27 protein-coding genes are annotated in these 24,900 nt (G+C 29.0%); 16 read left to right on the top strand and 11 right to left on the bottom strand.

Annotated elements, in window-relative coordinates; all coding sequences use genetic code 11:
* Positions 1 to 14: 14 nt before the first annotated feature.
* Positions 15 to 635: a hypothetical protein gene (locus tag N534_RS14675; protein WP_051435889.1), complete on the bottom strand. Its 621-nt coding sequence runs from the start codon at positions 633 to 635 to the stop codon at positions 15 to 17.
* A complete protein-coding gene (locus N534_RS0109415; protein ID WP_028892249.1) occupies positions 628 to 3,681 on the bottom strand; it encodes an N-6 DNA methylase in 3,054 nt (1,017 codons plus the stop codon). The genes N534_RS14675 and N534_RS0109415 overlap by 8 nt, the downstream gene beginning before the upstream one ends.
* Before the next feature lie 262 nt (positions 3,682 to 3,943).
* Between N534_RS0109415 and N534_RS0109410 the strand changes: the two genes are divergently transcribed.
* The 3 genes from N534_RS0109410 to N534_RS0109400 all read left to right on the top strand — a co-directional run bounded on the left by N534_RS0109410 (position 3,944) and on the right by N534_RS0109400 (position 6,034).
* Positions 3,944 to 4,321 carry a hypothetical protein gene (locus tag N534_RS0109410; RefSeq protein ID WP_028892248.1) on the top strand — a complete coding sequence of 126 codons (378 nt, stop codon included), beginning with the start codon at positions 3,944 to 3,946 and terminating at the stop codon, positions 4,319 to 4,321.
* Between the two features lie 164 nt (positions 4,322 to 4,485).
* A complete protein-coding gene (locus N534_RS0109405) occupies positions 4,486 to 4,920 on the top strand; it encodes a RadC family protein (protein WP_028892247.1) in 435 nt (144 codons plus the stop codon).
* A gap of 130 nt (positions 4,921 to 5,050) precedes the next feature.
* Complete coding sequence (locus N534_RS0109400) at positions 5,051 to 6,034, top strand: hypothetical protein (protein ID WP_028892246.1); 984 nt, start codon at positions 5,051 to 5,053, stop codon at positions 6,032 to 6,034.
* A gap of 60 nt (positions 6,035 to 6,094) precedes the next feature.
* On the opposite strand, the gene N534_RS0109395 is transcribed toward N534_RS0109400, so the two are convergent.
* Entirely contained in the window at positions 6,095 to 6,313 is a 219-nt protein-coding gene (locus N534_RS0109395; protein ID WP_028892245.1) for a helix-turn-helix domain-containing protein, read from the bottom strand.
* Between the two features lie 83 nt (positions 6,314 to 6,396).
* Between N534_RS0109395 and N534_RS0109390 the strand changes: the two genes are divergently transcribed.
* The 7 genes from N534_RS0109390 to N534_RS0109355 all read left to right on the top strand — a co-directional run bounded on the left by N534_RS0109390 (position 6,397) and on the right by N534_RS0109355 (position 11,365).
* A complete protein-coding gene (locus N534_RS0109390; RefSeq protein WP_028892244.1) occupies positions 6,397 to 6,672 on the top strand; it encodes a hypothetical protein in 276 nt (91 codons plus the stop codon).
* The gene (locus tag N534_RS0109385; protein WP_028892243.1) at positions 6,648 to 7,331 is read left to right on the top strand and encodes a hypothetical protein; all 684 of its coding nucleotides are present in this window, start codon (positions 6,648 to 6,650) and stop codon (positions 7,329 to 7,331) included. The genes N534_RS0109390 and N534_RS0109385 overlap by 25 nt, the downstream gene beginning before the upstream one ends.
* Before the next feature lie 33 nt (positions 7,332 to 7,364).
* Complete coding sequence (locus tag N534_RS0109380; protein WP_028892242.1) at positions 7,365 to 7,958, top strand: hypothetical protein; 594 nt, start codon at positions 7,365 to 7,367, stop codon at positions 7,956 to 7,958.
* Positions 7,948 to 8,550, top strand: a complete 603-nt coding sequence (locus tag N534_RS0109375; RefSeq protein ID WP_028892241.1) for a hypothetical protein — start codon at positions 7,948 to 7,950, stop codon at positions 8,548 to 8,550. Before N534_RS0109380 ends, N534_RS0109375 begins: the two co-directional genes overlap by 11 nt.
* Positions 8,551 to 8,573: 23 nt before the next feature.
* Positions 8,574 to 8,795, top strand: coding sequence for a hypothetical protein (locus N534_RS0109370; protein ID WP_028892240.1), 222 nt, complete (start codon positions 8,574 to 8,576; stop codon positions 8,793 to 8,795).
* A gap of 831 nt (positions 8,796 to 9,626) precedes the next feature.
* Positions 9,627 to 10,217, top strand: a complete 591-nt coding sequence (locus N534_RS0109360; RefSeq protein WP_028892238.1) for a hypothetical protein — start codon at positions 9,627 to 9,629, stop codon at positions 10,215 to 10,217.
* Positions 10,218 to 10,363: 146 nt separating this feature from the next.
* Entirely contained in the window at positions 10,364 to 11,365 is a 1,002-nt protein-coding gene (locus N534_RS0109355; protein WP_028892237.1) for a 2-hydroxyacid dehydrogenase, read from the top strand.
* 9 nt (positions 11,366 to 11,374) lie between these two features.
* Here N534_RS0109355 and N534_RS0109350 read toward each other — a convergent pair whose 3' ends face one another.
* Positions 11,375 to 12,289, bottom strand: coding sequence for a L,D-transpeptidase (locus N534_RS0109350; RefSeq protein ID WP_038005872.1), 915 nt, complete (start codon positions 12,287 to 12,289; stop codon positions 11,375 to 11,377).
* Positions 12,290 to 12,442: 153 nt separating this feature from the next.
* Between N534_RS0109350 and N534_RS0109345 the strand changes: the two genes are divergently transcribed.
* From N534_RS0109345 to N534_RS0109335, 3 genes are read left to right on the top strand one after another with little or no spacing between them, the layout of a single operon-like run.
* The gene (locus N534_RS0109345) at positions 12,443 to 13,225 is read left to right on the top strand and encodes an ABC transporter permease (RefSeq protein WP_028892235.1); all 783 of its coding nucleotides are present in this window, start codon (positions 12,443 to 12,445) and stop codon (positions 13,223 to 13,225) included.
* Positions 13,222 to 13,971, top strand: coding sequence for an ABC transporter ATP-binding protein (locus N534_RS0109340; RefSeq protein ID WP_028892234.1), 750 nt, complete (start codon positions 13,222 to 13,224; stop codon positions 13,969 to 13,971). The genes N534_RS0109345 and N534_RS0109340 overlap by 4 nt, the downstream gene beginning before the upstream one ends.
* Before the next feature lie 5 nt (positions 13,972 to 13,976).
* Positions 13,977 to 14,963, top strand: a complete 987-nt coding sequence (locus tag N534_RS0109335; protein WP_028892233.1) for an MlaD family protein — start codon at positions 13,977 to 13,979, stop codon at positions 14,961 to 14,963.
* A gap of 25 nt (positions 14,964 to 14,988) precedes the next feature.
* Here the strand turns inward: N534_RS0109335 and N534_RS0109330 are convergent, their stop codons facing one another.
* Positions 14,989 to 16,428: a PAS domain S-box protein gene (locus N534_RS0109330; protein ID WP_081728307.1), complete on the bottom strand. Its 1,440-nt coding sequence runs from the start codon at positions 16,426 to 16,428 to the stop codon at positions 14,989 to 14,991.
* Positions 16,429 to 16,805: 377 nt separating this feature from the next.
* Here N534_RS0109330 and N534_RS0109320 point away from each other — a divergent pair, with 377 nt between their 5' ends.
* From N534_RS0109320 to N534_RS0109310, 3 genes are read left to right on the top strand one after another with little or no spacing between them, the layout of a single operon-like run.
* Entirely contained in the window at positions 16,806 to 17,963 is a 1,158-nt protein-coding gene (locus N534_RS0109320; RefSeq protein WP_028892231.1) for a hypothetical protein, read from the top strand.
* Between the two features lie 28 nt (positions 17,964 to 17,991).
* Complete coding sequence (locus N534_RS0109315) at positions 17,992 to 19,608, top strand: BCCT family transporter (protein WP_028892230.1); 1,617 nt, start codon at positions 17,992 to 17,994, stop codon at positions 19,606 to 19,608.
* Positions 19,609 to 19,611: 3 nt separating this feature from the next.
* Positions 19,612 to 20,478, top strand: coding sequence for a universal stress protein (locus N534_RS0109310; protein WP_051435888.1), 867 nt, complete (start codon positions 19,612 to 19,614; stop codon positions 20,476 to 20,478).
* A gap of 36 nt (positions 20,479 to 20,514) precedes the next feature.
* Here the strand turns inward: N534_RS0109310 and N534_RS0109305 are convergent, their stop codons facing one another.
* From N534_RS0109305 to N534_RS0109280, 6 genes are read right to left on the bottom strand one after another with little or no spacing between them, the layout of a single operon-like run.
* On the bottom strand, positions 20,515 to 20,952 hold the full coding sequence (locus N534_RS0109305) for a hypothetical protein (RefSeq protein WP_028892228.1): 438 nt from the start codon (positions 20,950 to 20,952) through the stop codon (positions 20,515 to 20,517).
* Positions 20,953 to 20,983: 31 nt separating this feature from the next.
* Positions 20,984 to 22,357: an MBL fold metallo-hydrolase RNA specificity domain-containing protein gene (locus N534_RS0109300; RefSeq protein WP_028892227.1), complete on the bottom strand. Its 1,374-nt coding sequence runs from the start codon at positions 22,355 to 22,357 to the stop codon at positions 20,984 to 20,986.
* Positions 22,358 to 22,368: 11 nt separating this feature from the next.
* Positions 22,369 to 23,217: a restriction endonuclease gene (locus N534_RS0109295; RefSeq protein WP_028892226.1), complete on the bottom strand. Its 849-nt coding sequence runs from the start codon at positions 23,215 to 23,217 to the stop codon at positions 22,369 to 22,371.
* Positions 23,207 to 23,617, bottom strand: coding sequence for a hypothetical protein (locus N534_RS0109290; protein WP_028892225.1), 411 nt, complete (start codon positions 23,615 to 23,617; stop codon positions 23,207 to 23,209). Before N534_RS0109290 ends, N534_RS0109295 begins: the two co-directional genes overlap by 11 nt.
* 10 nt (positions 23,618 to 23,627) lie before the next feature.
* Positions 23,628 to 24,485 (bottom strand): universal stress protein, encoded by an 858-nt coding sequence (locus N534_RS0109285; RefSeq protein WP_028892224.1) that lies wholly within the window; start codon positions 24,483 to 24,485, stop codon positions 23,628 to 23,630.
* An 18-nt stretch (positions 24,486 to 24,503) separates the two neighbouring features.
* The gene (locus N534_RS0109280; protein WP_028892223.1) at positions 24,504 to 24,890 is read right to left on the bottom strand and encodes a hypothetical protein; all 387 of its coding nucleotides are present in this window, start codon (positions 24,888 to 24,890) and stop codon (positions 24,504 to 24,506) included.
* Positions 24,891 to 24,900 lie beyond the last annotated feature (10 nt).

The raw sequence follows: 24,900 nt of genomic DNA, 5'->3' as shown, positions 1-24,900 counted from the left end.
TTATAGAGGTTGGGTTATTTAATTTTACTTGAGAAATCAAGCATTAGATGATAGATACAGAAATCTTTACCACTACTTGTTGTATGTTGAGATATATATTCAAAATTAGCATTAGAAATAACATTATTCTTCTTTAATTTAAGATTCTCTACACTGTTATCATTAATATTTATTGATTTAACCACAAAACCAAGCATACCTGCTTTATTATTATAAACAGGATATTTTTCACCAATAAATCTATTCATTCCATTTTGGATATATGCATCATTTAAAGTTTTTCCTCCATCTATTCTTTTACACTCTATAACATAATATGCATTCTCACTTTTAAGATACTCATCTGAAAGATATAACATTATATCAGTCCTCCCATATTCATGGTAGCTATCATCTATTTCAGGTACTTCAGGATGAAAAATCCATTTATCAATTGATAATCCTTCCTTAACCTTAACAGGCTTTAAAAAATCTTTATAAAGTCTATTTCTTATTTTGTTTTCATTATTTTCGATTACAGAATAGTTTTGAAGCATTTTATTATAACACGTATAAATAACAGATATCACATACTCAAAATCTCTCTGTTGATAAAGACTCTTTTTATCAAATTTAGAAGCGTTCAAACTACTCATCAGATTTATTTAAAGCATTAATAAACTCTGATAAATCTAAATGAGCTAATGCAGTATGCCATAGTTTATACTGATTAGGTTTTGCTACATAAAAATAATCTTCTTCAAAGCCTTTAATATCTTTTTGAAGATATAGGTTATCACTTAAATTTTCAAAATGAAGTTTTGCAATGGTTTTTAATAGTTTTTTGCCATCTTTATTTTTCCAAACTATACAATTATCATATTCTGACGGTTTACTAATAATCTTGAATTTCATTAGAATAGTATGGTTTGAATATAGTATTTCTACCTCAAAATAGTTTCCATCTGAATTAAATCGCTTACCAAAATGGGAAATAAAGATTTTAGCATAATCTTCTAAAGAAGATTCTTTAAATATAATTTTCCTGAATATTTTTTTTCTTTTTAAAACTCCTTCTTTTCCTTTTAGTAAAAGGGGAATCGAAATATTATTAGTATAATCTATTAAACTTTTTTCTTGATTCGAAAAAGCAAATAAATCAATTATCATATTCTCTAAAGTACGCTTATAATTTTCGATTTGTACTTCGATAGAATTATCTTTTAAAAGACTTTCGTTAGATTTTTTTAATAATTCTTCAATTGTAGAAACTGTATCAACTATTTCTCTAGAGGAAGTGAAAGGAATTTGCCATTTTTCAGAATCATGAGTTTCTTCTCTTTCTATTCCTGATGAAGAACCTGTAGATAACATGTAATAAGAAAAGAAAGATGAGTTTAGTATTGCTGATATTCCTTTTAATTCATCTACACCTTCTTTTGATAATGCTTTTATTGCAGTCAAAGAACTTTTAAATAACGCGTTCTCATATAGTACAGCACATAATGCTCTAAAATATTTAGTTACTCCTCCTGTTATTAGTAAAGTTGGAGACTCAAATATAAGAGGGTTATCAGGGAAATAACCTACCTGTCTTTTATCCCAATCACTAAAGTTTTGTTTAACATAAAAAGGTTCTATATGATTTTTATAATTAGTTGTTCTTTTATCTAATGAACCTATAAACTTAAAATTAGCAAAGTTAGACGTATCTACTTTTCTATTTCCATCTTTAAACTTAAGTCCCTGACCAACAACAAAATTATCACTATTAGAAATTACATCTCCTATTGTATTATATTCTTTCAATCTTTTTACAAGATAATAATCTAAAACATTTCCATAAACAAAAACCTTCCAAGCCCAATCTTCATCTATAAAGAATTTTTGAGCAATTTTTTTTATATCATATTTTTCGATAACCATTAATTTAAAGGTTCCAAAAAACACATTAGGTTTTAAAGAAATATGTTCTACTACATTATTTCTTAATTTTTCGTTATCCTGTTCTTTCTTGTAGAATAAAATTGTTGCAGGCGCAACAGCATTTGAATTAAAAACTTGATGCCTTACCGAAGATAATTCAACTACTTTCCTAATCGAAAAATTATTTAAAAAGTAATTTCTAAAAACACCTTTTTTTTCGGTTTTGTATAAAATCTTACTAACTACAATAAAAGCTGTTTCATCAAAACTAAAATCTGAAACTCTTACTATAAATGATTCAGCAATTTCTCTATGAACAATTTCTAATTTAGATTTTTCAGTATTTTTCCTATTCTCAACATACTCTTCAAACATTTGCTTTTCAGGCGGGTGACCTTTTGACTTCCAAGGCGGATTACCTAAAATAAATTGAAAATGTTTTTCTGAAAATATTGAATTAAAATTATGATTTATATCAAAAAAATCAGCAACAAAAAAGTTATTATCTTCTAAAACAGGAAATTGAAAACCAATAATTCTTTTTGGTTTTAGATGGTCTAATAATGTAATATATAAAGAAAAAACAGCTACACTTATAGCATTTTCGTCTTTATCTATACCAAAAATATTGTCCGTTAATAATGTTTTTAATATTTCTTTGTATTGCTCATACTCTTTGTCATTATCTAAATTTAAAGGATTATTCTTTATATATTGAGCAATGATTTTTCGGTATGCTTCAACTAAGAAAATGCCTGAACCACAAGCAGGGTCTAAAACTTTGCAGTTATATTTGGTTGGGTTTTCTCTTAAATATTTTGAAACAGTATCTTTTTGAATATAGTCTACCAAGAAAAGTGGAGTATAATAAGCTCCATTATTTGCTTGATTATCTATTCCTATAAATTTTTCATATACATTACTAATAAACTCAACAGGTATTATTGAAAAATCATAAATATCAAATAGCGATGATTGCCCTGTTTTTATTTCAGTTCCTTTTAAAAGTTTAGATATAACCGAAAGATGATTTATACTTACTTGGTCCTCTTCATAAATGTCAACATCATCTACCTTGTATTTTAAAGGAAATAAGTTACCATTAAAATCACTTTTTATTTGTTTAAAAAAAGAGTACGTGTTTTTATGGTCAGTAAGTATATCATAAAAATCTTCTTTCTTAGATATACCATATTTATCTAACTCTACATCTCTATCAATTAAGTACCTAACAAAAATAACTCTACCTATAAGAAAATTAGCAACTTTATCATTTAAATTTCCTTGTTTTTCATCTGTTAAGTATGCCCTTGTATCTTCAATGTTTTTTAACAAATAAGAATCTACTCTATTCTTTTGGTCATACTCCCTTTGGTATTTTTCCCAGCTCTTGCCTGTAATAATTTCAAAATATTCAAAATCTGAAAGATTATTACTTAATGTACTTAATGTTTTTTCTCCCTCTTCATTAAGAAATTTAAATCCATTTTTTATTACCCATTCATTACCATTATTTATAAAAACGACTGGTGATTGATTGAGATTCCATATTTGCTTTTCTAATCTTTTTAAATCTCTTTCTTTATTTTTATCAAAAAACAAAATAAGAGGTTCATTATTTATACAGAAAAAAGCATCAGGCTTTAATTGATTGTAAAAAACTTCTTTTATTCTAACTGATAGAAAATCAGTTTTTTCATTATAAATATCATTATAGAAAAATATCCCTTCTTGATTTGATAGGTTCAATTTCTCTAACAATGATTTTAAAGCCATAATGAAAATTATTTAATTAACAAATTTACCATTATAATACATATAATTTTTATAATACATATAATTTTTACACAAAAATCATTCTTATAAACTACCCCATACAACACCCCCACCCATTTCTGGGGAGAAAAACTCCCCCCTCCCTTTATATATACATTAAAATTTTCGAGCGCATATAATAAACACAAGTTGATAGCTGTGTTTTTCTGCTTGTCATTTTATTGTTTCAAAAGGAAATATTCAACTTAAAAATTAAAAAGATATGGTAACAATTATCAACTACAAGGAACGACAAAAAGAAGATGGAACTACATTTTATGTTCTGGAAGTGCAAGGAGGTATAGAAATGATTAGGTCAAAATCTACAGGAAACTTCTACGCCACAGCAAAAAAGGCTTATGTACCTTCAACATTTGACGAAGCCATCTGTAAAGGTTTAATTGGCACTCAAATGGATGGAAGCATAAAGAAGCAAGATTGTGAGCCTTATGAATACACTATTAAAGATACAGGAGAGGTCATTGAGTTAACTCATACTTATGTATTCTTACCTCCTGAAGAAGTAGAACATATTCCTCAAGAAACATTCAAAGCTGATAACATCTTCTCACAGAATGGGATTTTAGAACCAAGTATGTAACATTTTTATCAAGTCTGTCTATTCTTTCTATAGGGAATCGACAGAACTGGTAAAATTATCTCTTACCACCAGAAAAATAAATTATAATAATCTTAACCTTTTTCTAAGAACTTAGATAATAGATATCTTATTTGTTCTGGTGGTATTACAAATCTCTTACAATTATGAATATAGCAGAAGTAAAAGTGTCATACACTACCAATAATACAGAAAAATTTAGAGTAACAAACAGTAAAACCTCCTACGATGTTTTATTGGCTTGTTGGAATAAGAATACATTAGAATTACAAGAAGAGTTTAAAGTATTATTATTAAATAGAAACAACCAAGTTTTAGGAATTTATCCTCTATCTAAAGGAGGTACAGCAAGTTCAATAGTAGATATTAAGTTGTTATTTTCAGTTGCTTTAAAATGCAACGCTCATGGAATTATATTAGCACATAATCACCCAAGTGGTAATTTAACTCCTAGTGAAGCTGACAAAAGACTTACAAATAAAATTATCGAAGCAAGTAAAATTTTAGATATTGTTATATTAGACCATTTAATAGTTACAAAAAGTGATTTTCTTAGTTTTGCAGATAACGGGTTAATGTAAGCCTGCATACATCACTATAAAAATCCTATAAATTGAAATATTAAATTTATTTCAGATTAATATTAATAGCGTTTTCTTTTAATTTAATTTTTAAACCTGTAAGTTTGGTTTCATCTGAAAATTTAGGTTAATGCTAACTAAAGAGTTTATAGATAATACAAACACAAAAGCATACAAATCCTTTAATATAGGTTTGTATAAGACTATTTATCTTATAAACATTGAAGAGTCAAATGAATATCAAAAGATATTTACTGAATCTAATATTACTGTAAAAACATTAACTAAAAATAAGGCAGAAGAAAAGACGATTGAAAATGTTACAAGCTATTTATTTCCTTTTTTAAAAAAAGGCTATTTATACAAAAATGAAAGTGTTTTTTCTTTTGATACTAATCAGTCTGGAATTTTACTTATTAACGGAAGTGATTATTTATTTACCGAAGTTAAAACACTTTCTTCTAACTTCCTTCAACAATACATCTCAAGTTTAGTCAATAATGAGGGTTTATATGAGCCTATTAGTATCGAAGATTTAGAAGATTCTGGTATTACACTAAATGATGAAGCAAAAAAACAAATAAAAACTATTTCATCGCAAATAGATAAACTAAAAGAATCTGGTCAATACCTACACATTTTACCTATTCTTGAAAACTTCATAAAAGAGGAAAGAAAAACAATAGATTCAACTTCTTTTTTAAGCTCAATCATTGTTAATGAAGATTTAAAAATATCACTACCTCAATTCAATGATTTAGAAATAAAAATGAGTACGCTCACAAAATGTATTTACTTATTATTTCTAAATCATAAAGAAGGTATTTATTTAAACGATTTAATTAATTATAAGACAGAATTAATAGATTACTATAAGCAATTATCTACAAGAGACGATTATGATAAAATGCTATTAAGTATTGACAAAATTATAGATTTAAACAGTAACGAAATTTATGTTCATCTATCAAGAATAAAATCATTTTTCTACAAGAAATTTGACAAACAAATAGCTGGCAACTACATTATAAATGGTGCTAAAAAAGCAAAAAAATCTATCTCTTTAACTTCTGATTTAATTATTTGGGAGAACAAGCACGATAATCTTTTCTAAACTTTGCAAGGTTGCAAATACCACCAAAGAAAATAATTCTATCTTATTATTGCTGTGCAATTAAAAAGTAACCAATTTTGATAAAGGAGTTTCTAAACTATCAGCAATCTTTTGAAGTGTATATAAAGTCGGATTTGTCTTACCTGCTTCTAATCTTGCCATATTAGATTTTTCAAAATTACAGGCAGCAGCTAAATCTTGTTGAGCAATATTCTTAGATTCTCTAATCTCTTTAATACGCTTACCAATAGCTAATTGTAATTTTTCTTTATCTGTCATTAGAAGATTTTAATATGTTATCAAAAATGATAATTATTAAATCTCTTTGGTTATCATATATGATAAATATATAAATTAGCACTATGTTAAACATTTTACTACTAATTGAATATCAAGAACCATTATCTAGTCATGAGATTGGCGAAGCTATAAGGTATTTATTTTATATAGCTTTTTTTATTGGAGCTATAAAGTTTTTAAACGGCGTAACAGAACAAAAAAAAGAGAAGGCTCTTAAAAGAAAAAAGAAGGAAGAACTTAGGAAGAAAAAAACAAAAGAAAAAGAAGAAAAAGCTTTAGATAAACTTATATCTGAAGAGATGATATTTATTAAATGGAAAGAAAAAAAGAAAGCTTAGAACTAAGCATAGAAAATGAAAAAAACACCCAAAAAATATTAGAAGGTTACATAAAAGATTTAGAACAAGCTTTAGGTAAACCTCCTTCTTTTAATGAGTTTATAGATTATTTTATACAAAAACTATCTAATATAAAAATTAAAAAAACTGAGGAAATATACTCTTATCTAGTTACCTATTGGGAATCAAACAAGAATCAGAGAGTTGATTATGACTTTGTTTATAATAATACATTTATAAAAGCAGCATTATTTAAAGATATAAAATTAGAGAAAAATAACACTACCAATAAAGCTGTTAACACATCTACTAAAATAGACGAACCTCAAGCAAATCTTACTGATTTCAACACCAATTTGTGGCTTGAAGTTGAAGAGAGGTTTAAATATAACTACCCTGTACAAGTATACATTTTAGACACAAAAGAAGAATATTATTCAGTTAATATAATAGTTCCTGATTACGGAGTTCCTATATCTGATTACAAAAACTTCCCAGGAAAAATAGGAATATTACCTATTAAAAGTTTATTCCAAAATATACGAGAAACTAAAGATGATGAAATCAAAAATTATATAGGTAAATTAATAAATACAAGGATTGTTTTTATTGACAAAGAAATGGATAAAGTAATACTTGAGCCACTTGTAAAAGTTTAGTCTATGCCTTTAAAATCCATACTAAACAAAATAATGAAAGAATACGAAAATAACTACTCACAAAAACCATCTTTTGAAAATTTATTACAGGACTGTATTAAGTTAAGAGGAATTACTGCGACGGAGTTTTCAGCTCCTTCTTTGCAAAAAGGATGGTTACTAAACGGCGGCGAAGAGTTAGATTTTCCATCTATTTACAATAAATACTTTGGTTACGATAGAATACCATTATATGAAAAATTAGAAGAGATAGAGTTTTCTAAATATAAAATTAAAAAAGAAAATAATGAAGAATTATTTTATTCTGGAAGTACTCTATTTGAAGAATATATATGGGGCGTTTTAGAAGATTTCCATATAGACCAACATCACATATCTGGTTTTATAACAAAAGTCTATGAAAACAATTTTGAGATAACTTTTAACATCAAAGAGATAATTCATATTCCAAAAAGTATGGATTTAGAATATCCTAAAATTAAAGGAATAGTACCTAAAGAGAAGTATAAATACTTCGATTCTCTAACAATAGAAAAATTTAAAAACACAAAATTCGATGTTAAAATATTATTCATCGAAAAATCAAGTAAAACATTAATATTAAAACCTTGCAATTATGAAAAATAAAATACTGTATTTGTTTTTGTTTTTTTTCATTTTAAGAATAGTTGCTCAAGATGAAAAGAGTACATTTTTAGATGAATTTAAAAATAAGTTAAATAGAATAATAGAAAAAGAAACAGAAAACCAAGGGAGAATATATGTTAATGAAAATTCTTATAAATCAACTAGGACATTTAACTTTAAATTAAATAGTAATCCTTTTGGACCAAGTGGTCAAGGAATTTACAATGATAAAGAACTTAAAGTAATAATCGCTAAAAAGGATAATATAGGTTTATTATATCTTGAATATGATGATAGTGATAATTATGTTTATGATTCTAACACCCTTTTTAAAGGAAATATTTTAATAAGACTAGAAAATGGAAAGACCATAAAATGTATTGATAGAAATATAAAAGGCTATTCAGATAAACAAAGTACAGCTGTTTATCATTTATCGGTAAAAGAAATAGAACAGCTTAAACTATATAATATTTCATCAATTAACTTTACTTTGGTTAGGAGAGATTATCTAGACGATGTAAATAGAAACCTTAATGCTGAGAACCAAAATGATATAACACATTTTTCAGTTAAAGCTTTATTTAGGTAGAGTTATTTAATTTGGTAGTCATTATGAGTCAAATTAATTTATCTCAATTTGTTATAGGAAGTCAATATGAAGAATATGAATTTGATTTAGAATACGAAAAGACCATCATAAGAAATAATATAGAATACGTTATTTACAATTACAAGAAATTTGAAAGACATTACTTTCAAGGTATGGAAATTAAAAATGGTGTTTTTCTATCTTTTAATGGAGATATTTTAATGGAGATAATATTTTTATTCTAATTGCAAAAACTGCAACAGTTACATTCTTACATAAATTAGTAACAAGTTTTAAATGCTCCTGCAACATATCTGCAACATTTTATCTAAAAAATACAACTATATGAGAAAGACTGAAAAACAACAAAATCATAAACCTTTGAAAAACAACAAAATGAAGACAATTGAAAATTATTGAAAAAGATTTTAAATTGTCTCATAATCAGGGGGTCCATGGTTCGAGCCCATGTGGGACCACATTTGTTTTAAAGCATTTACATTTTTTGTAAATGCTTTTTTTATTTTAAACCTTATACAAACCTCTCTTTCACCAACTAGTATATGGCTACAATTACGATAATCCGTAAAGTTTTATCTCCTACTTCTTTTAAGTTTGACTCATAAAAACACCCTTTTACAAAAGCCATATAGATGAAATTATTTTTAATATGTTTATAAAATTTAAAAAACAGAAAAATAAGAAGGTAAAATTTAAAAAAACTAACTTCCTATTACTTCCCTTAATACATAAGGACACTTTCTATTGGTTAGAAAGAGTAGAAATTACTAAAAGTTTTAACGGCTACAACTACCAAATTACTGGAATAAAACGTTTAAATGATAAGAAATAATACTAATCTCAATTTTTTTATTCAATAAAGCCACTACATTTTCACCCCTTAAAATCAACTTTACTTCTCTAAAAAATTTATTTTTCGTAAATTTATATCTCCTCACATAACAATTACCTCTCTTCACATTTAACCAACTAAAGATGAAACAAAACTAATCTACAACTCCTCTTTATCAACTAAAGCGATTTCAGTAACGTTTCATCTTGTAATTCTTATAAAGATGATTACTACTAAACAACACAAAATAAAAGAGGAACTAGGCATGTTTGACACCCAAAAAGAGCCTAGAAAATCTTTTGCTACCTATCAAAGAAATCAAAATAAATTCTACCTCAGCACCTTAAATTTAATTGACAGAAAGGCTTCAATTATGTTAAAGGTAAATGCAACTATCCTTTCTGCTTCTGTTATTTTCTTCAACTATATTACTGAAATTAATTTCGGAATTAGAATTGCAACTATATTGATTACAACCTCCTTTGTATCCTTAATTTTCTCTATACTTGCCTCTAAACCAAACAGTATTTCTTTTTACAGGCGTTTTAAAAGGAATATTGTTTCCAAATACAAAAAAGAGGAAGAAAATCTTTTTATGGTAGGTATGTCTAGCAACAAAACTTTAGAACAATATGAAAAAGCCTATAGCAAAGTTCTAAAGAGTCAAGAGTTGCAAATAGGCAATCAAGTTCGAGTTATGTTTCTTTTAGAAAAAGAAATGAAGCGTGGCTATTTTTATTTAGAACTGGCCTATAGTAGTTTTTTAATAGGACTTCTTATTTTAATTATAGTACTCTTTTTTGCTAATGTTTAAGTTTTTAATAAAAGCTTATATTCTTTCGTTTTCACTAAAAAAACTAAACGTTTTATGTTAAACTCACTCTTTTAAAATGACAAATATCATTGAAAACAAACCTATAAATCAATATTTTAGCTTCAACTTAATTAATTGTTTTTATCATGAAAGTACTTGTATATAGTTCCAAAAGTTTTGAAATACCTTACTTAAAAGAAGCTAATAAAGAGAAGCTTCAGCTAACATTCATAAAAGAAGCTTTATCATTAAAAACAGTAACATTGGCTAAAGGGTATGATGCCATATCTATATTTGCAGCAGATGAAGCTGATTCCCTTATCATAAAAAAATTGGACAGTTTAGGAATTAAGCATATAACTTTAAGATCGGCAGGATACGACAATGTAGATCTAAAAACTGCCTCAAACCTCAATATTAAGGTAGCTAATGTACCTGCTTATTCTCCTTATGCTATCGCCGAACATGCTACCGCGCTTTTGTTAGCTTTAGATAGAAAGTTGATTGAATCTAACAAACGTATTAGTAATTTTAATTTTGCTCAAGAAAACCTTATTGGCTTTGACTTAAACAATAAAACAATAGGCATTATTGGAACAGGAAAAATAGGTTCTGTTATGTGTAGAATTATGCATGGGTTTGGATGCAAATTATTGGGATATGATATTAAAGAAAATAAAGAGTTAGCGGATTCTTATCAGCTACAATATGTAACTTTAAATACTTTATGTAAAAAAGCAGATGTTATTTCTTTGCATACTCCTTTAACCACCGAAACTTATCACTTAATTAACAATGATTTAATCTCTAAAATGAAAGAAGGCGTCATAATTATCAATACAGCTAGAGGTGCCATTATAAATACAGAGCACATAATAGCAGGATTAGAAAACGGAAAGATTGGTGCTTTAGGTATTGATGTATACGAAAAAGAAAAAGGTATTTTTTTTAATAATAACTCTAAAAAAGCACAAAAGGATAATCTTTTAGTAAAATTAATAGCAATGCCAAACGTACTTATTACAGGTCATCATGCCTTTTTAACCTATGAAGCTATAACCAACATTGCTAATACCACCATTTATAATCTAAGCCGTTGGAACAACGGAAGAACAACAGAAAATGAACTCAGTTATAATACTTTTTAAATAAAAGGCTTATTTCTTATAAATGTTCTTTAAATACTTTTTACCTCCTTTTTTATCTAAAATTTCTAAATCGTATCTTATCTTTATTTTGGTGCCAATTGGCGCGTGGTAATAAATAACCCAAGCATCAGCCTCTTTTGTTCCTATACAACCATTAGAATATGCCTTTCCTAAAGTTATGGGATTAGTTGTTGGATGTATCATTTGACCATTACGCAAACCGTTTATCTCGGTTTCAATAAAAGGAATTTGAGGTAACTCAGTTATTTTATTATCATCTCTTCTAGTTGTTAAATATTCAAGATTATTTACTGGATTTACATATCGCGGCTTACGTTCATAATTTATGATAAAACCTTTCCCAGTTTTGGTTTTTAAATCCTCAACCCTATCAGACATTTTTAAGTACTTTTTTTCATTTCTCCCTACTCTTACAGGAAAATCATACAATTTTAAAGAATCTTCATATATTCTAAGTTTAAATTCAGGAATATTAATATCTATTCTAGTTTTCTGAAAAGAATCAAGCATCTCTTTTGCGGTTATAGAATCAGGAATAACTATCGATGCTCCTTTTGGCAATACAATCATTTTTTTTTGACTAAAAACAAAAGAGTCTAAAGCTTTCTTTCGATAATAATCGGTATTTTGAAGTGTATCTATTATCCAAGAATTAGTTCGAACTAAAAGATGTTCAGTCAATTTATATGATACTAAAGAATCATACCTTTCAACAATGGAGTCTAAGTACTCAAAGTAGTTTTCTACAATAATATTCCGATCAATTTTTACCTTAATAGGTAAAATAGATTGAACCAAAACTTTAGTACTCATCCTTTCTTCCTCTCTTTTTTTTTCGGGGTAGTATTCTTTTAAAACAATCAAAAAGATAAGAACTAAAGCCAATTTAATAATCTTAAGCATTTTCGAGTTTTGTTTGTGTTTACGTATTTTGTAATAAAGATATGTTTATAGTTAGAGATTTTAGATGATAATTATCATTTTTATAGTATAATTTTCATTATTTTTAATAATAATTAATTGATATACATTCAATTACAACATTAAACTCAATTTATGCTACGTTTTAATTTAATGATTAAGCAGTTGAAATCTTTTTTTATAGAAACTGGCGAGTTAGCTTTTTTTACCGCTCGTTTCTTTAGAGAGGCTTTTAAACGACCTTTTGAGTTTAAAGAGTTAATGTTGCAATGCTATCAAATAGGTTATCGTTCATTACTATTAGTTAGTATTACTGGTTTTATAATAGGTTTGGTTCTTACTTTGCAAACTCGCCCAACTTTAATGGAATTTGGTGCTGTATCTTGGATGCCTTCTATGGTTGGTATTTCAATTATAAGAGAAATAGGCCCTATCATCACTGCTTTAGTATGTGCAGGAAAAATAGGTTCTGGTATTAGCGCCGAATTAGGTTCTATGCGTGTTACCGAACAAATAGATGCTATGGAAGTTTCTGGCATAAATCCTTTTAAATACTTAGTAGTTACTCGAGTTTTAGCCGTTACCCTCATGCTCCCTTTACTAGTAATTATAGCTGATACTGTTGCTTTGTTTGGGTCTTTTTTAGTTGAAAGCACAAAAGGAGATGTCTCTTTTATTTTGTATTTTAATCAAGTATTTGATGCTATAAAGTTTGGAGACGTAGTTCCAGCTACAATAAAGTCGTTTTTCTTTGGAGCTGCAATAGGAATTATTGGTTGCTTTAAGGGGTATAACTGTAAAAAAGGAACCGCTGGTGTTGGTAAAGCTACAAACACAGCTGTAGTAACTGCTTCTTTATTACTTTTTATTATTGATTTTATAGCTGTTTTTGTAACTGATATCTTTTTTGAATTATGACAAATACCCTTAACAAAAAAGTAGTTCTAGAAATTAAAGACTTATACAAAGCCTTTGGAGATAACCATGTGCTTAATGGGTTTAATATGCAGCTTTATGAAGGCGAAAATTTAGTAGTCATGGGAAAATCAGGGTCTGGAAAATCGGTTATGATTAAATGTTTAGTAGGATTAATGGAAGCTGATAAAGGTATTATTTCAGTGATGCATCATGATATAACTAAACTAGACCAAGAGGCATTAGATATTTTACGTACCGACATAGGTTTTCTATTTCAAGGTAGTGCGCTATATGACTCTATGACTGTCCGTGAAAATTTAGAATTTCCATTGCGAGGCCGTACAAGAAAAAATAAAAAATTAATTGATACTGAAAAACTGGTTATTGAAGCTTTAGACAATGTTGGATTGACACACACAATAGACATGATGCCTTCTGAATTGTCTGGAGGTATGAAACGACGAATTGCTTTAGCACGAACCCTTATTTTACAGCCAAAAATTATTTTATATGACGAACCTACAAGTGGACTGGATCCTATTACTGCGAAAGAAATTATTATCTTAATGCAAAATATTCAAAAAAAATACAATACCTCGTCACTTATTATTACTCACGATGTTGATTGTGCTCGAGTTATTTCAGATAGAATGATATTACTTATTGATGGCATCGACTATGCTACAGGAACATTTAAAGAATTATCTAACTCTGAAGACCCAAAGATTAAAGCTTTTTTTAAATAGGTATTATGAAAACAACAAACTCACAAAAATTTAGATTGGGACTATTTGTATCTATAGGTACAATTATTTTTGTTTTTGCTATTTACCTCATCGGGCAACGCCAAAGCATGTTTCAAGAAAACTTTACCATCAGCGCTTATTTTCAAAATGTTAACGGATTGCAAAACGGAAATAATGTTCGTTATTCAGGAATAAACATAGGAACTGTAAAAAATATAACTATGATTAATGATTCTACCATAAAAGTAAATATGGTAATTGATAAAAAAATAGCCATTCATATAAAGAAGAATGCTGTTGCTACTATAGGTTCTGACGGATTAGTTGGGAATATGATTGTAAATATAGTTCCAGGAAAAAAAACAGAAGCATTAATTAAAAATGGAGATATTATTAGCTCTTATAGTAAAATTGGAACAGATGATATTTTAAACACATTAAGTGTTACTAATGAAAATGCAGCAATACTTACAGCTGATCTTTTAAAAATAACCGACAAACTATTAGAGGGCAAAGGAACTTTAGGTGTTTTACTAAACGACACAATTATGGCAAAAGACATGAAACAGTCTGTTAAAAACCTAAAAAGAATAAGTTACCAAGCATCAAACACTATTAACGAATTAAACCATATAATAACTTCATTAAAAACAGATGATAACACTGTTTTAGGCATGTTAATTAATGATTCTATTTCTGGTAAAAAATTAAAATCTATTGTACATAACATCGATGCTTCAAGTGTAAAAATTGATAGCCTTATAGGAAATATTAATGTTCTAGTTGATGATTTTAACTCTAGTGAAGGAGCTCTTAACTATATTACAAAGGATACCTCTTTGGTTAATAGTCTAAAATCTACACTTCAAAATATAAACGAAGGAACAGAAAAATTTAATGAAAACATGGAAGCTTTTAAACACAATTTTTTAACTCGAGGGTATTTTAGAAAATTAGAAAAAGAAAAGAAAAAAGCTGAAAAGAATAAATAACTTTCTCTTAACTCTTCTAACAATTTTATTCTTTCTTTTTTGAATCATCTTTTTTGAAACCAATTCTTCTTCTTGATTCTTGGTCTTTTCTTTTTAATTCTGCTTCTAACCTCTTATACCTACTTATATCTTTAATAGTTACAACTACAGCAGCGATATAATTTTCATTATCAATTATAGGTCTTCCACTCAACAATACTCTCCTTATTTCATTCGTCTCTTTATTCATCAGCAACACATCAATATCGTTGGTAATTTTACCTTCTAAAGCTAGTTCAGCTGGTAGGTTTTGAATAGGAAAAACTTTCCCATCATATGAGTTTATCACTTTAAAATGATCAGAAAAGTCAATAGATATTTTTGAATCATCTTCTATACCAAAAAGCTCATTAGCAACCTCGTTAGCCAATATAACCTGCTTATCAGTATTAGCAACTAACACACCATCACTAATATTTTCTATAATCATATTCAATTTTTGCTGATTCTCATACAACTCATTCATTCTTTTTTCATTCTCTTCTTGAAGCAACAAGTCTTTAGTAATATCTCTAGCCACAGCATACAATGTTCCTGTATTCTTATCTGAAGTAGCGTTCCAAGACAACCACTTAATACTTTTATCCTTACAAATCCATCTATTATTAAAACTTACTAAGTTCGCCCCCATTTCTAGCTTTTTAATAGCCTCATTTGTCTTTTCAAGATCTTCAGGAAAAATATAAGAAGCAAACGACTCACTTAAAAGCTCTTCTTTTGTATATCCTAGAAGATTACTTAACGAAGTATTAACTTTTAAAAACTTCTCATTAGATGCTATAACCAGACTATCTGTAGAGATATTAAAAAAGGTATCCGCTTCTTTTTGCGACTCCATAATTGCCTTTCTTTCTGTAATATCTGTAGATATACTTCCAATAGCATATACCCTGTTAGAAGTATCAAATAAGGGAAATTTTACAGACAAATATATATGTGGTCCATCAGGCTGTTCTACTACTTCTTCTATTTGAATTTCTTTTCCAGCTTTTATTGCCTCTAAATCGGCTTCAAGATATCTATCTGCAATTTCTTTTGGCAAAATATCATGGTTCGTTTTTCCTATTAAACTTTCCTCTGATTTACCAAAAATTAATTGGTACTTCTCATTTACTAGTATATACTCACCATTTATTTTTTTTACAGAAATGACATTGGTTGTGTTGTTTATTATTGATTGTAATAATCTTTGATTCCTTAAAAGCTCTTCTTGCGATTTCTCTTTTGCTTTAATCTGTGTTTTTAAAACCAAAAAAACAATTGTTAACATTCCTAAAATGAGAACTATTAACACCAATGAAACCCAATTCAAGAATCTATTAGTAGTATAATCCATTTGTTTCCAATAAATAATACCAAGTACTATAACCATAATACTGTTTATGATATAGCCATACAAGTTTTTTCTTCCCATTGAAGTTCTCATTTACACATGATGTTTAATATACTAATATACTGAAATTTAAAAACATAAAAATGATAATCACCTTTTAAAACACCTCAATCAATATTTTTAAGCATCAAAAAACACTTATAAGTTTTTCAAATCACTCAAAAAACCTCTTTTTGAAAACCCCTTTTTAATCAGTACATTTGTAGCCTTATGATAAAAAAACTTAAAGACAAAAAGAACAAAAGAATTTTCAGCTTTAACTTTTTGGTTTTCAGAAATCAATCAGATAAATTCATTCCTCCTTCAAAATAAATCTCCTTTTTTTATCAAGCTAAAAAGAGTTTTCCTTAGCTCTTAAACTGAAAATGTACTTTTACGAGTATACTTTCTTCACATTTATTATTACAACAATGAATTTCTTAAAAAAAAGCCTAGTCTTAGTTGCTTTTTCTTTTGTTACAGTTATGTTTTCACAAGAAAAACCTGAGGTTAAAATTGGCGGAGCACTTCGATTTAACTACAACCTATCTTCTTGGAAAGACGGTCAAAAAAAGCGTGGAGGCGATTTCGGTTTCGACGTCTTCAGAATTAATGCTAAAGCAAAATATAAAGGAATAAAGCTAAATGCTGAATACCGCTTTTATTCACAAAGTTTTGGTGGCGGTATGCTTAAACAAGGTTGGTTAGGGTATGACTTTAACGAAAAAGACAATATCCAATTAGGGTTAACGCAAGTGCCTTTTGGTATTACTCAATACAATTCTCATAGTTGGTTTTTTGGTATTAACTACTACTTAGGACTAGAAGACGATCATGATATGGGAGTAAAATTTACACATAAAGGAGAAAAATGGGAATACGCCTTGGCTTTTTTTAAAAATGCTGAAGAACTAAATTTTGGAAGCAACTCTGATGTTTCTGATAGCCGATATTCGTACGATGTTGCCTCTATAGACATTGATGGAGATGGTAATCTAGATTTAAGATACAAGGAAACAAATCAATTAAATGGTAAAGTAAATTATCACTTCGGTAATAAAAACATTCAACACCAAATAGGGCTTTCTGTACAATATGGAGGTCTCTATAATTTAGATACTGAAGATACATCTAGCCATCATGCTTTTGCCTTACACTATCAACTAAATGCTAAAAACTTTGATGCTAAAGCTCAAGTTTCTACTTATAAATACAACACTAAAAACACTACCTATAGCAATCTTATTGCTTTAACTGCTTACGGAGCTCCTTACCTTACTGCTTCAGAAGCAACAACATATACCTTAGGTGCTGCTTACACTTTTCCTGTGAAATGGAAACCTATTTCTAGCATACAAGTTTATAATGATTTTGGCTATATGGATAAAGCAGCTGTAAATTTTGAAGACAGCTTAATGAATGTATTTGGCTTCTTAGTAACTGCCGGCAATGTTTATACTTATGTAGATTTTGCAGCAGGAAAAGATCACCCTTGGTTAGGTCCAGTATGGACAAATGCTTTAGCTAGCGGAACACCTAATGCTGATTGGGACATGAGATTTAACATAAATATCGGATACTATTTTTAATAGAATAAATAGCGCAAAACATTAACACATGAAAAAAGCAAAAAAAATAATTAGAAGTGACGAACGGAAATCAATCTTTGGACTTGAAGTTAACGGACCTGTATTCTTCACATCTTCAATAGTAATAATACTAAGTGTAGCTTTAACTTTACTTTTTAAAGAAAGAGCCCAATCATATTTTGATACAGCACAGAATTTTATAGCTAACAAAACTGGTTGGTTATTCATCATATCCGTAAACATTTTTGTTACATTCATGCTTTATTTAGCTTTTAGTAAATACGGAAGTTTACGTATAGGTGGAGCAAAGGCAAAACCTGAATTTTCAACGACTTCTTGGTTTTCAATGCTCTTTAGTGCTGGTATGGGTATTGGACTACTTTTTTGGAGTATTGCTGAACCTGTTTATCATTTTTCTTCTCCTCCATTAGCTGATCCAAATACCGCAGCCGCCGCCAAAGAGGCCATGAATGTTACTTTTTTACACTGGGGATTGCATGCTTGGGGAATTTACGCTTTAGTTGGTTTATCTTTAGCTTATTTTACATACTCTAGAGGGCTTCCATTAACAATTCGTTCCGTATTCTACCCTTTCTTAGGAGATAGAATTCACGGTAGAATCGGTGATATTATAGATATTTTTGCTGTTCTAGCTACTGTTTTTGGGTTAGCAACTTCTCTTGGACTTGGTGTTAAACAAGTTGCAGCCGGTTTAGAACATGTTTTTGGTTTAGATTCAGGTATTTCATTACAAATATGGCTAATTGTCGGAATTACATTAATTGCTACCATTTCTGTAGTTTCAGGAGTTGATAAGGGAGTAAAATTTTTAAGTGAAATGAACATGCGTATTGCTGTACTTTTATTACTCGCTGTAGTAATTTTAGGACCTACTATTTTTATCTTAAAATCATTTGTACAAAACACCGGTAGCTATGTTAACAATTTAATTAATCTTTCTACTTGGGCTGAAGCTTATACAGGAACAGAATGGCAAAACTCATGGACTATTTTTTATTGGGGATGGTGGATTGCTTGGTCTCCTTTTGTAGGTATGTTCATCGCACGTGTTTCAAAAGGAAGAACTATTAGAGAATTTATTTTAGGAGTATTAATTGTTCCTACATTAATTACGCTGTTTTGGATTACTGCTTTTGGAGCAACCTCGTTACACGAAATTTTAGGTGGAGATACTACAATTGCCGATGGTGTAAATGATAATGTTGCTACCGCTCTTTTTGTGTTTTTAGAAGACTTCCCTTTTTCAATGGCTTTAAATATTGTTGCTATTATACTTATTGCTAGTTTCTTTGTTACCTCATCAGACTCTGGTTCTTTAGTGGTTGATAGTTTAACTTCTGGCGGAAAAATTGAAGCCCCTGTAGGACAAAGAATATTTTGGGCACTTGCAGAAGGTGCTGTAGCTGCCGTTTTATTATTAGGAGGAGGTTTAAAAGCACTCCAAACAGCTTCTATTGCCACAGGTCTTCCTTTTACCTTACTTTTATTATTAATGTGTTACTCTCTTTTTAAAGGATTAAAAGAAGACTATAAAGAACATTTAAAACGTTTAAACCAAAAAGAGAAGGAAGAATACCAGGAAACTGTAAAAAGATTAATAGATTCAAAAAAACAAAAAGCTTAAATTATGAAGATAAAAAACATACTTGTAGCCTTAGATTTATCTGAATTAGACATCACGCTAATTAAATATTGTAGCATGTTAGCTAAAAATTACGGAACAGAAAACGTATATTTTATTCATAATGTAAAAAAATATGAAATAAGCAACTTGTTTTCTGAACAGCTGGAAAACATTAACATTGAAGAAATTATAGAAGAAGAGCTTGAAAACAGCATAAGTAAACATTTTAATGCTGATTGCAACTATGAGCTGTTAGTTTCAGACGATGCTTATACTGAAAGTTTAATTAGCTACGTTGCTAATAAATACCACACTAATTTAATTATTGTAGGTAACAAAAACACTTATAAAGGATCTGGTTCGGTTTCAGGAAAGTTATTACGTATGGCAAAATGCAACGTTCTTTTAATTCCTAAAGAAACGAACTTTAACCCTGAAAATCTTATGGTAGCTACTGATTTTTCATCAGCCTCACTAAAAGCATTTCATACTGCTTCAGACATGAGTTCAAAACAAAAATCTACTTTAAAAGCACTTAATGTTTTTAAAATACCTCAGTTATTTTTTCCTTACATAAAAATTGATAAAGCTCGAGAAAAAGTAGAAAAACACGTTGATCAACAATTTGAAAAATTACTTCAAAAAACAAAAAATCAACAAATTGAAACTCTAAAAGCGTCTGCTGGTGAAGATAGTATTCCTGAAAAAATTAGAGCTATTGCCGAAAAAAACAAAACAGATATTTTATTTGTTGCCGATAAAGGACACAATAACTTTACTTCTCTTTTAGTAGGAAGTGTTACTGAAGAGTTATTTACACAAGATTTACATGTACCTTTATGGGTAGTTAAACGTTATATTACCTCATAAAATAAAAAGTGGAGCTAGTAACTAGCTCCGCTTTTATTACTCAATTCTTTTTTTGTCTGATTTGGCAATCTCTTTTACAGTATTAAAAAGAGTTTCTTTTAACTTACGATACCCTTTTAAAAACTCACTTACTTCAATAATTAATCTTTTGTGTTCATTTTTGTACACCTCTTCCTCTATAACCTGATCTACTCCATCTACCATTATCTCTAAACCTCTTTCATGAGCCTCTACAAGCTTGATTAACTCGTCTGTTTTTTTTCTAGAAGACCCTAAGTCTTCAACTATTTTAGTTGTTTTCTTAAACTGATCAGGAGCTATTAATTCAAAAATATATTTTCGAATTAAATCTTCAAAAAAGAGTTGTTCATCTTTCAAAAAAGAAAGTTCAGACAGCCATTGTTTTGAAGTTGAATGCATATCTTCTGCACTCAACCACTCAACATATTTTAAATGTGTGTTTGTTGTTTTCATTGAGCTAGCTTTTACGATTAAACATTTCGTTTCATATCATTAACTCTTTTATAGCATGTAATTTTGGTATACAAACATTCCAATTTTTCTCTTTTTGTATTTTCACCCTAAAAGCATCTAAAGCGGTTTGTTCTCCGTGTATAAGAAATACTTCTTCAGGTATATTTTTTATCTCACTTAACCAATCTAACAAATCATTCTGATCTGCATGAGCAGATAAACTTTCTATACTTTTAACTCTTGCCTTTACAGGAAAATATCGTCCAAAAAACTTTATTTCATGACATCCTTCTTGTAATTGCCTACCTCTAGTTCCTTCCGCTTGATACCCAACCAACAAAATCGTTGTAGTAGGATCATCAATCATCTGTTGTAAGTAAGTTAAAACCCTACCACCAGTTACCATACCACTTCCTGCTATTATTATTTTTGACCTAGAGTCATCAATTGTTTCCCAAGTTTCTCTATACGATTCTACAATATTAACGTGGTTACACATCGCTGCATATTCATCCATTGGTAATTTATGCCATTGCGGATATCGTTTAAAAACCTCTAAAACATTATTTCCCATCGGACTATCTACAAAAATGGGAATGTTTGGAATTTTATTTTTCTTATACAGCTTCCATAAAACATACATTAACATTTGCAAACGTTCAACAGCAAAACTAGGAATGATTAAATTTCCTTTTTGTATAATGGTTTCTTTAATTACTTCTGATAAAATTTCTTCTAGATCTTCTGTGGGATGCAGTTTATGACCATACGTACTTTCTAAAAAAAGATAATCTGCCCACTCAGGTTTTTTTGGTTTTTCTAACAAATAATCATTCACTCTTCCTACATCTCCAGAAAACACAAATCGCTTTTTATTAATATCTAATTCTATGAAAGTAGCTCCTATTATATGCCCGTTATATTGAAATCTATATGATATTTTATCTGAAAAAGAAATCCATTCTCCCTCCTCTACAGCTTCAAATAAGGTTATTGTTTTTTCAGCTTCGGTAATTGTATAAAAAGGAAGTACAGGATTGTGTTTGCTATAATGTTCTATAGCTGCTTTTTCTGCTTCCTCTTCATGAATCTTTGCACTATCTTTTAAGATAATTCCTGCTATTGCTAAAGTAGGAGCTGTTCCAATAATTTTTCCTCTAAACCCTTGTCTATATAATCTTGGTAAAAAACCCACATGGTCTAAATGTCCATGCGTTAATAGCACTATATCGATTTGATCTACATCTATAGGAAGCTCTTTCCAATTTAACTCTCTAAGCTCTTTGAGTCCTTGAAACATACCGCAATCAATCAAAATTTTCTTACTGTATGCTTCAAGCAAAAATTTAGATCCTGTAACTGTACCTGCTGCTCCTAAAAAATGGACTTTTGCAAAATTAAGCATCATTACTTGTTTTAAGTATTACACAATTGTTGTATTTCTGCAAGAATTCTTTTCTTTCTAGTATCGGAAACACCTAAATGATCTAAGTAAAAACTATCTTTTATCAACTCTCTACACAACACCACATCTCTATTTAATAAAAACTGCTTTTCTCTTTTTGTCAACAAAGTTGAAACTGTAATAGGATATAGCCCTAAACGATCAATTATATCTTTTAAACTATTTTCTACAGGATAATCCCAACTTAACAAGTACAACCCTGCACAGTTACCATACTGAGTTGCATCTTTTGTAAACCGTGTATTCGTTACAACCCATCCTTGAGTTAAAGTTGTATCATGTTTTTTAAATGTATTCCAATGATTTTTTACATCGCGATAACGAGAATGAACATACAAAGGAACCTTAACATTACAAACAAGACCTTGCTCACTATGAAACTTACACTCTACAACAGTGGTTTCATTATTTTTATGCGCAACAACATCTACTTCGTGTTGTACACATTCACCTTGTAAAATTTCTCCTACCGCCACCTTATAACCTGAATACTTTAAAATAGCTCCTATAAAATGTTCAAAAGGAAATCCTGTGGGTCCTAACTCATATATTGCTTTCTTTAACTTATACTTAGAAGCAAACACATTTTTCTTTTTCTTCAACAAAGCAAAAGCTCTATTATAAATTTCTTTTGTGGTTATTCCTTCATACAATTCATCTTGAACGGTTTCTAAAATATACGCTACCACTTCATCATCGGCACCAGTTCGTTTTAAAGATTTTTTCAACTTGGTTACTGAAAATTGTACTACTTCTCCAGAACTCTTTACTATTGAAATTTTATCAGGACTAGTTCTCATCTTTAAAGAAATCTCTAATCAACGCTTTTACTTGATTGTCTGTCATACTATCAACTCTTTGCACTTTTTTAACCCTCGCATCTAATTCTTGGTGAGAGCTTTCTAGCTCTTTCTTAAATTTTTCAAAAGTTTCAGCGGGGCCAAAAATAGCTAGTGAATCAGCACTATTAACCTCTTCTGCAAGCTTATTAAAATATCTTTTTGTTTGATGTTTTTCTCTCTCTAAATACTTACTATCTTGAACTACGTCTTGTGGTCCTCCTTTAAATCGAGTTCCTGAACCTCCATGAATATGAAATGTTTCTATATTAGATTCTATTGTTTTCATATCCTCTGTTCCATTTTCAATGGTTACAACAAAAGCCTTTTCTTTGTCTAACCAAACACCTACATTTTTCATCGTTTTCGTTTTAATTTCTTAGATCATGTAATACTAATACAGGTACTTTTAACTTGTACCCTATTTCTTTTACTAAAGGCTTTGAGAATATAGTATCAAAAAACGCGTGCTTTTTGTTTACAAAAGCCACCATATCACTATCTCTACTTTCAACAAAACACTTTATTGCTGTAGACACAGTAACACAAGACAATGTGTGAAAAGAATATTTTACTCCTTCAAAGTATTCTTTTAACGTCTCTTTGTGCTCTTCTTGATTCTCATCTATATCGCCATTATTAGTAATATGCAACACTCTTAAAGAAGCGTTACAAGCGCTAACTATATCTATTAAATAATTTAATTCTCTTTTTTTATAATGGGTTTTATAACTCGTAGGAAAAACAATTTCTTTTGGTATTTGCTTCTTAGCTTGTTTTGGCACTACTAAAACAGGACAATTACGAATCTTCTCCATCACCTGTATTGCATTACTTCCAAATACAGAACTATTATCGCTAGTTAGTCCTTTCGTAGCCATTATAACCATTTCTATATCTTTCTGCTCCACTATTTCCTCGACTGCATTCAATAAAGATTTATTTTTTTGTGATATATAATCAAACTCATGAAAAGGATTCCCTTCTTCTTTTGATGCTATTAAGTTTGATACTCTATTAAGTCCTTCTAACGACTTTTTCTTTGGTTCATCATAACCTTTCTCTCCAGGTTTTGGAGGAACCAAGTCTTCTATTAAATTATATGTTGTTTTAAAAACATTTAACACATAAAAACTACACCTTTCTGCCCTAAAAAGCTCCAAAGCATACACAATTGCATTATATGACGCTTCTGAAAAATCGGTTAGTAGTAAAATCTTTTTTCTCATTTTAGGTCAGAATTCAGTTTAAAAAGGCACAATTCCATAAGCTTCATTTAACAAGAACAGCCCTAAAAAAAACAGTAAGACATATAATGCCTGTATAAACTTTAAATTGGTTTGTTTTAATAAGCTAATGGTTTGCTTAGGAAAAGTAAATAGAATAATTCCTTTAATTAAGGCTAACCAACCAAATAAAGTTACTAACAACTTAATGTTTGGCTCCCAAATATTATGAGCTAACACATTAAGTAACCCTATAATAATTGCAAAAAGCGAAAGAATAATTAAAAATCGGGCATCTTTTAAATTATCTACTATTTGTTTTACCCTTTTTGGGTTAAAACTCAATACAAAAAAGAAAATGATACAATACCAGCCCCAAAATTTTAATAAAAAAACCGATATATCCATAACTCGTAGT

Origin of the sequence: Tenacibaculum sp. 47A_GOM-205m (genome assembly GCF_000518405.1) — a bacterium.
Lineage (GTDB): Bacteria > Bacteroidota > Bacteroidia > Flavobacteriales > Flavobacteriaceae > Polaribacter > Polaribacter lutimaris.
Note: the sequence above shows the minus strand (reverse complement) of the source record. Positions and strands in the feature narration are given on the sequence as shown.

Bases quoted from the DNA above. Each gene is read 5' to 3' on its own strand.
- N534_RS0109355 (WP_028892237.1), top strand. From the start codon at position 10,364: ATGAAAGTACTTGTATATAGTTCCAAAAGTTTTGAAATACCTTACTTA.
- N534_RS0109385 (WP_028892243.1), top strand. From the start codon at position 6,648: ATGGAAAGAAAAAAAGAAAGCTTAGAACTAAGCATAGAAAATGAAAAA.
- N534_RS0109345 (WP_028892235.1), top strand. From the start codon at position 12,443: ATGCTACGTTTTAATTTAATGATTAAGCAGTTGAAATCTTTTTTTATA.
- N534_RS0109410 (WP_028892248.1), top strand. From the start codon at position 3,944: ATGGTAACAATTATCAACTACAAGGAACGACAAAAAGAAGATGGAACT.
- N534_RS0109380 (WP_028892242.1), top strand. From the start codon at position 7,365: ATGAAAGAATACGAAAATAACTACTCACAAAAACCATCTTTTGAAAAT.
- N534_RS0109305 (WP_028892228.1), bottom strand. From the start codon at position 20,952: ATGAAAACAACAAACACACATTTAAAATATGTTGAGTGGTTGAGTGCA.
- N534_RS0109375 (WP_028892241.1), top strand. From the start codon at position 7,948: ATGAAAAATAAAATACTGTATTTGTTTTTGTTTTTTTTCATTTTAAGA.
- N534_RS0109295 (WP_028892226.1), bottom strand. From the start codon at position 23,217: ATGAGAACTAGTCCTGATAAAATTTCAATAGTAAAGAGTTCTGGAGAA.
- N534_RS0109400 (WP_028892246.1), top strand. From the start codon at position 5,051: ATGCTAACTAAAGAGTTTATAGATAATACAAACACAAAAGCATACAAA.
- N534_RS0109330 (WP_081728307.1), bottom strand. From the start codon at position 16,428: ATGAGAACTTCAATGGGAAGAAAAAACTTGTATGGCTATATCATAAAC.
- N534_RS0109280 (WP_028892223.1), bottom strand. From the start codon at position 24,890: ATGGATATATCGGTTTTTTTATTAAAATTTTGGGGCTGGTATTGTATC.
- N534_RS0109370 (WP_028892240.1), top strand. From the start codon at position 8,574: ATGAGTCAAATTAATTTATCTCAATTTGTTATAGGAAGTCAATATGAA.
- N534_RS0109340 (WP_028892234.1), top strand. From the start codon at position 13,222: ATGACAAATACCCTTAACAAAAAAGTAGTTCTAGAAATTAAAGACTTA.
- N534_RS0109315 (WP_028892230.1), top strand. From the start codon at position 17,992: ATGAAAAAAGCAAAAAAAATAATTAGAAGTGACGAACGGAAATCAATC.
- N534_RS0109405 (WP_028892247.1), top strand. From the start codon at position 4,486: ATGAATATAGCAGAAGTAAAAGTGTCATACACTACCAATAATACAGAA.
- N534_RS0109290 (WP_028892225.1), bottom strand. From the start codon at position 23,617: ATGAAAAATGTAGGTGTTTGGTTAGACAAAGAAAAGGCTTTTGTTGTA.
- N534_RS0109350 (WP_038005872.1), bottom strand. From the start codon at position 12,289: ATGCTTAAGATTATTAAATTGGCTTTAGTTCTTATCTTTTTGATTGTT.
- N534_RS0109415 (WP_028892249.1), bottom strand. From the start codon at position 3,681: ATGGCTTTAAAATCATTGTTAGAGAAATTGAACCTATCAAATCAAGAA.
- N534_RS0109285 (WP_028892224.1), bottom strand. From the start codon at position 24,485: ATGAGAAAAAAGATTTTACTACTAACCGATTTTTCAGAAGCGTCATAT.
- N534_RS14675 (WP_051435889.1), bottom strand. From the start codon at position 635: ATGAGTAGTTTGAACGCTTCTAAATTTGATAAAAAGAGTCTTTATCAA.
- N534_RS0109300 (WP_028892227.1), bottom strand. From the start codon at position 22,357: ATGCTTAATTTTGCAAAAGTCCATTTTTTAGGAGCAGCAGGTACAGTT.
- N534_RS0109320 (WP_028892231.1), top strand. From the start codon at position 16,806: ATGAATTTCTTAAAAAAAAGCCTAGTCTTAGTTGCTTTTTCTTTTGTT.
- N534_RS0109335 (WP_028892233.1), top strand. From the start codon at position 13,977: ATGAAAACAACAAACTCACAAAAATTTAGATTGGGACTATTTGTATCT.
- N534_RS0109310 (WP_051435888.1), top strand. From the start codon at position 19,612: ATGAAGATAAAAAACATACTTGTAGCCTTAGATTTATCTGAATTAGAC.
- N534_RS0109395 (WP_028892245.1), bottom strand. From the start codon at position 6,313: ATGACAGATAAAGAAAAATTACAATTAGCTATTGGTAAGCGTATTAAA.
- N534_RS0109360 (WP_028892238.1), top strand. From the start codon at position 9,627: ATGATTACTACTAAACAACACAAAATAAAAGAGGAACTAGGCATGTTT.
- N534_RS0109390 (WP_028892244.1), top strand. From the start codon at position 6,397: ATGTTAAACATTTTACTACTAATTGAATATCAAGAACCATTATCTAGT.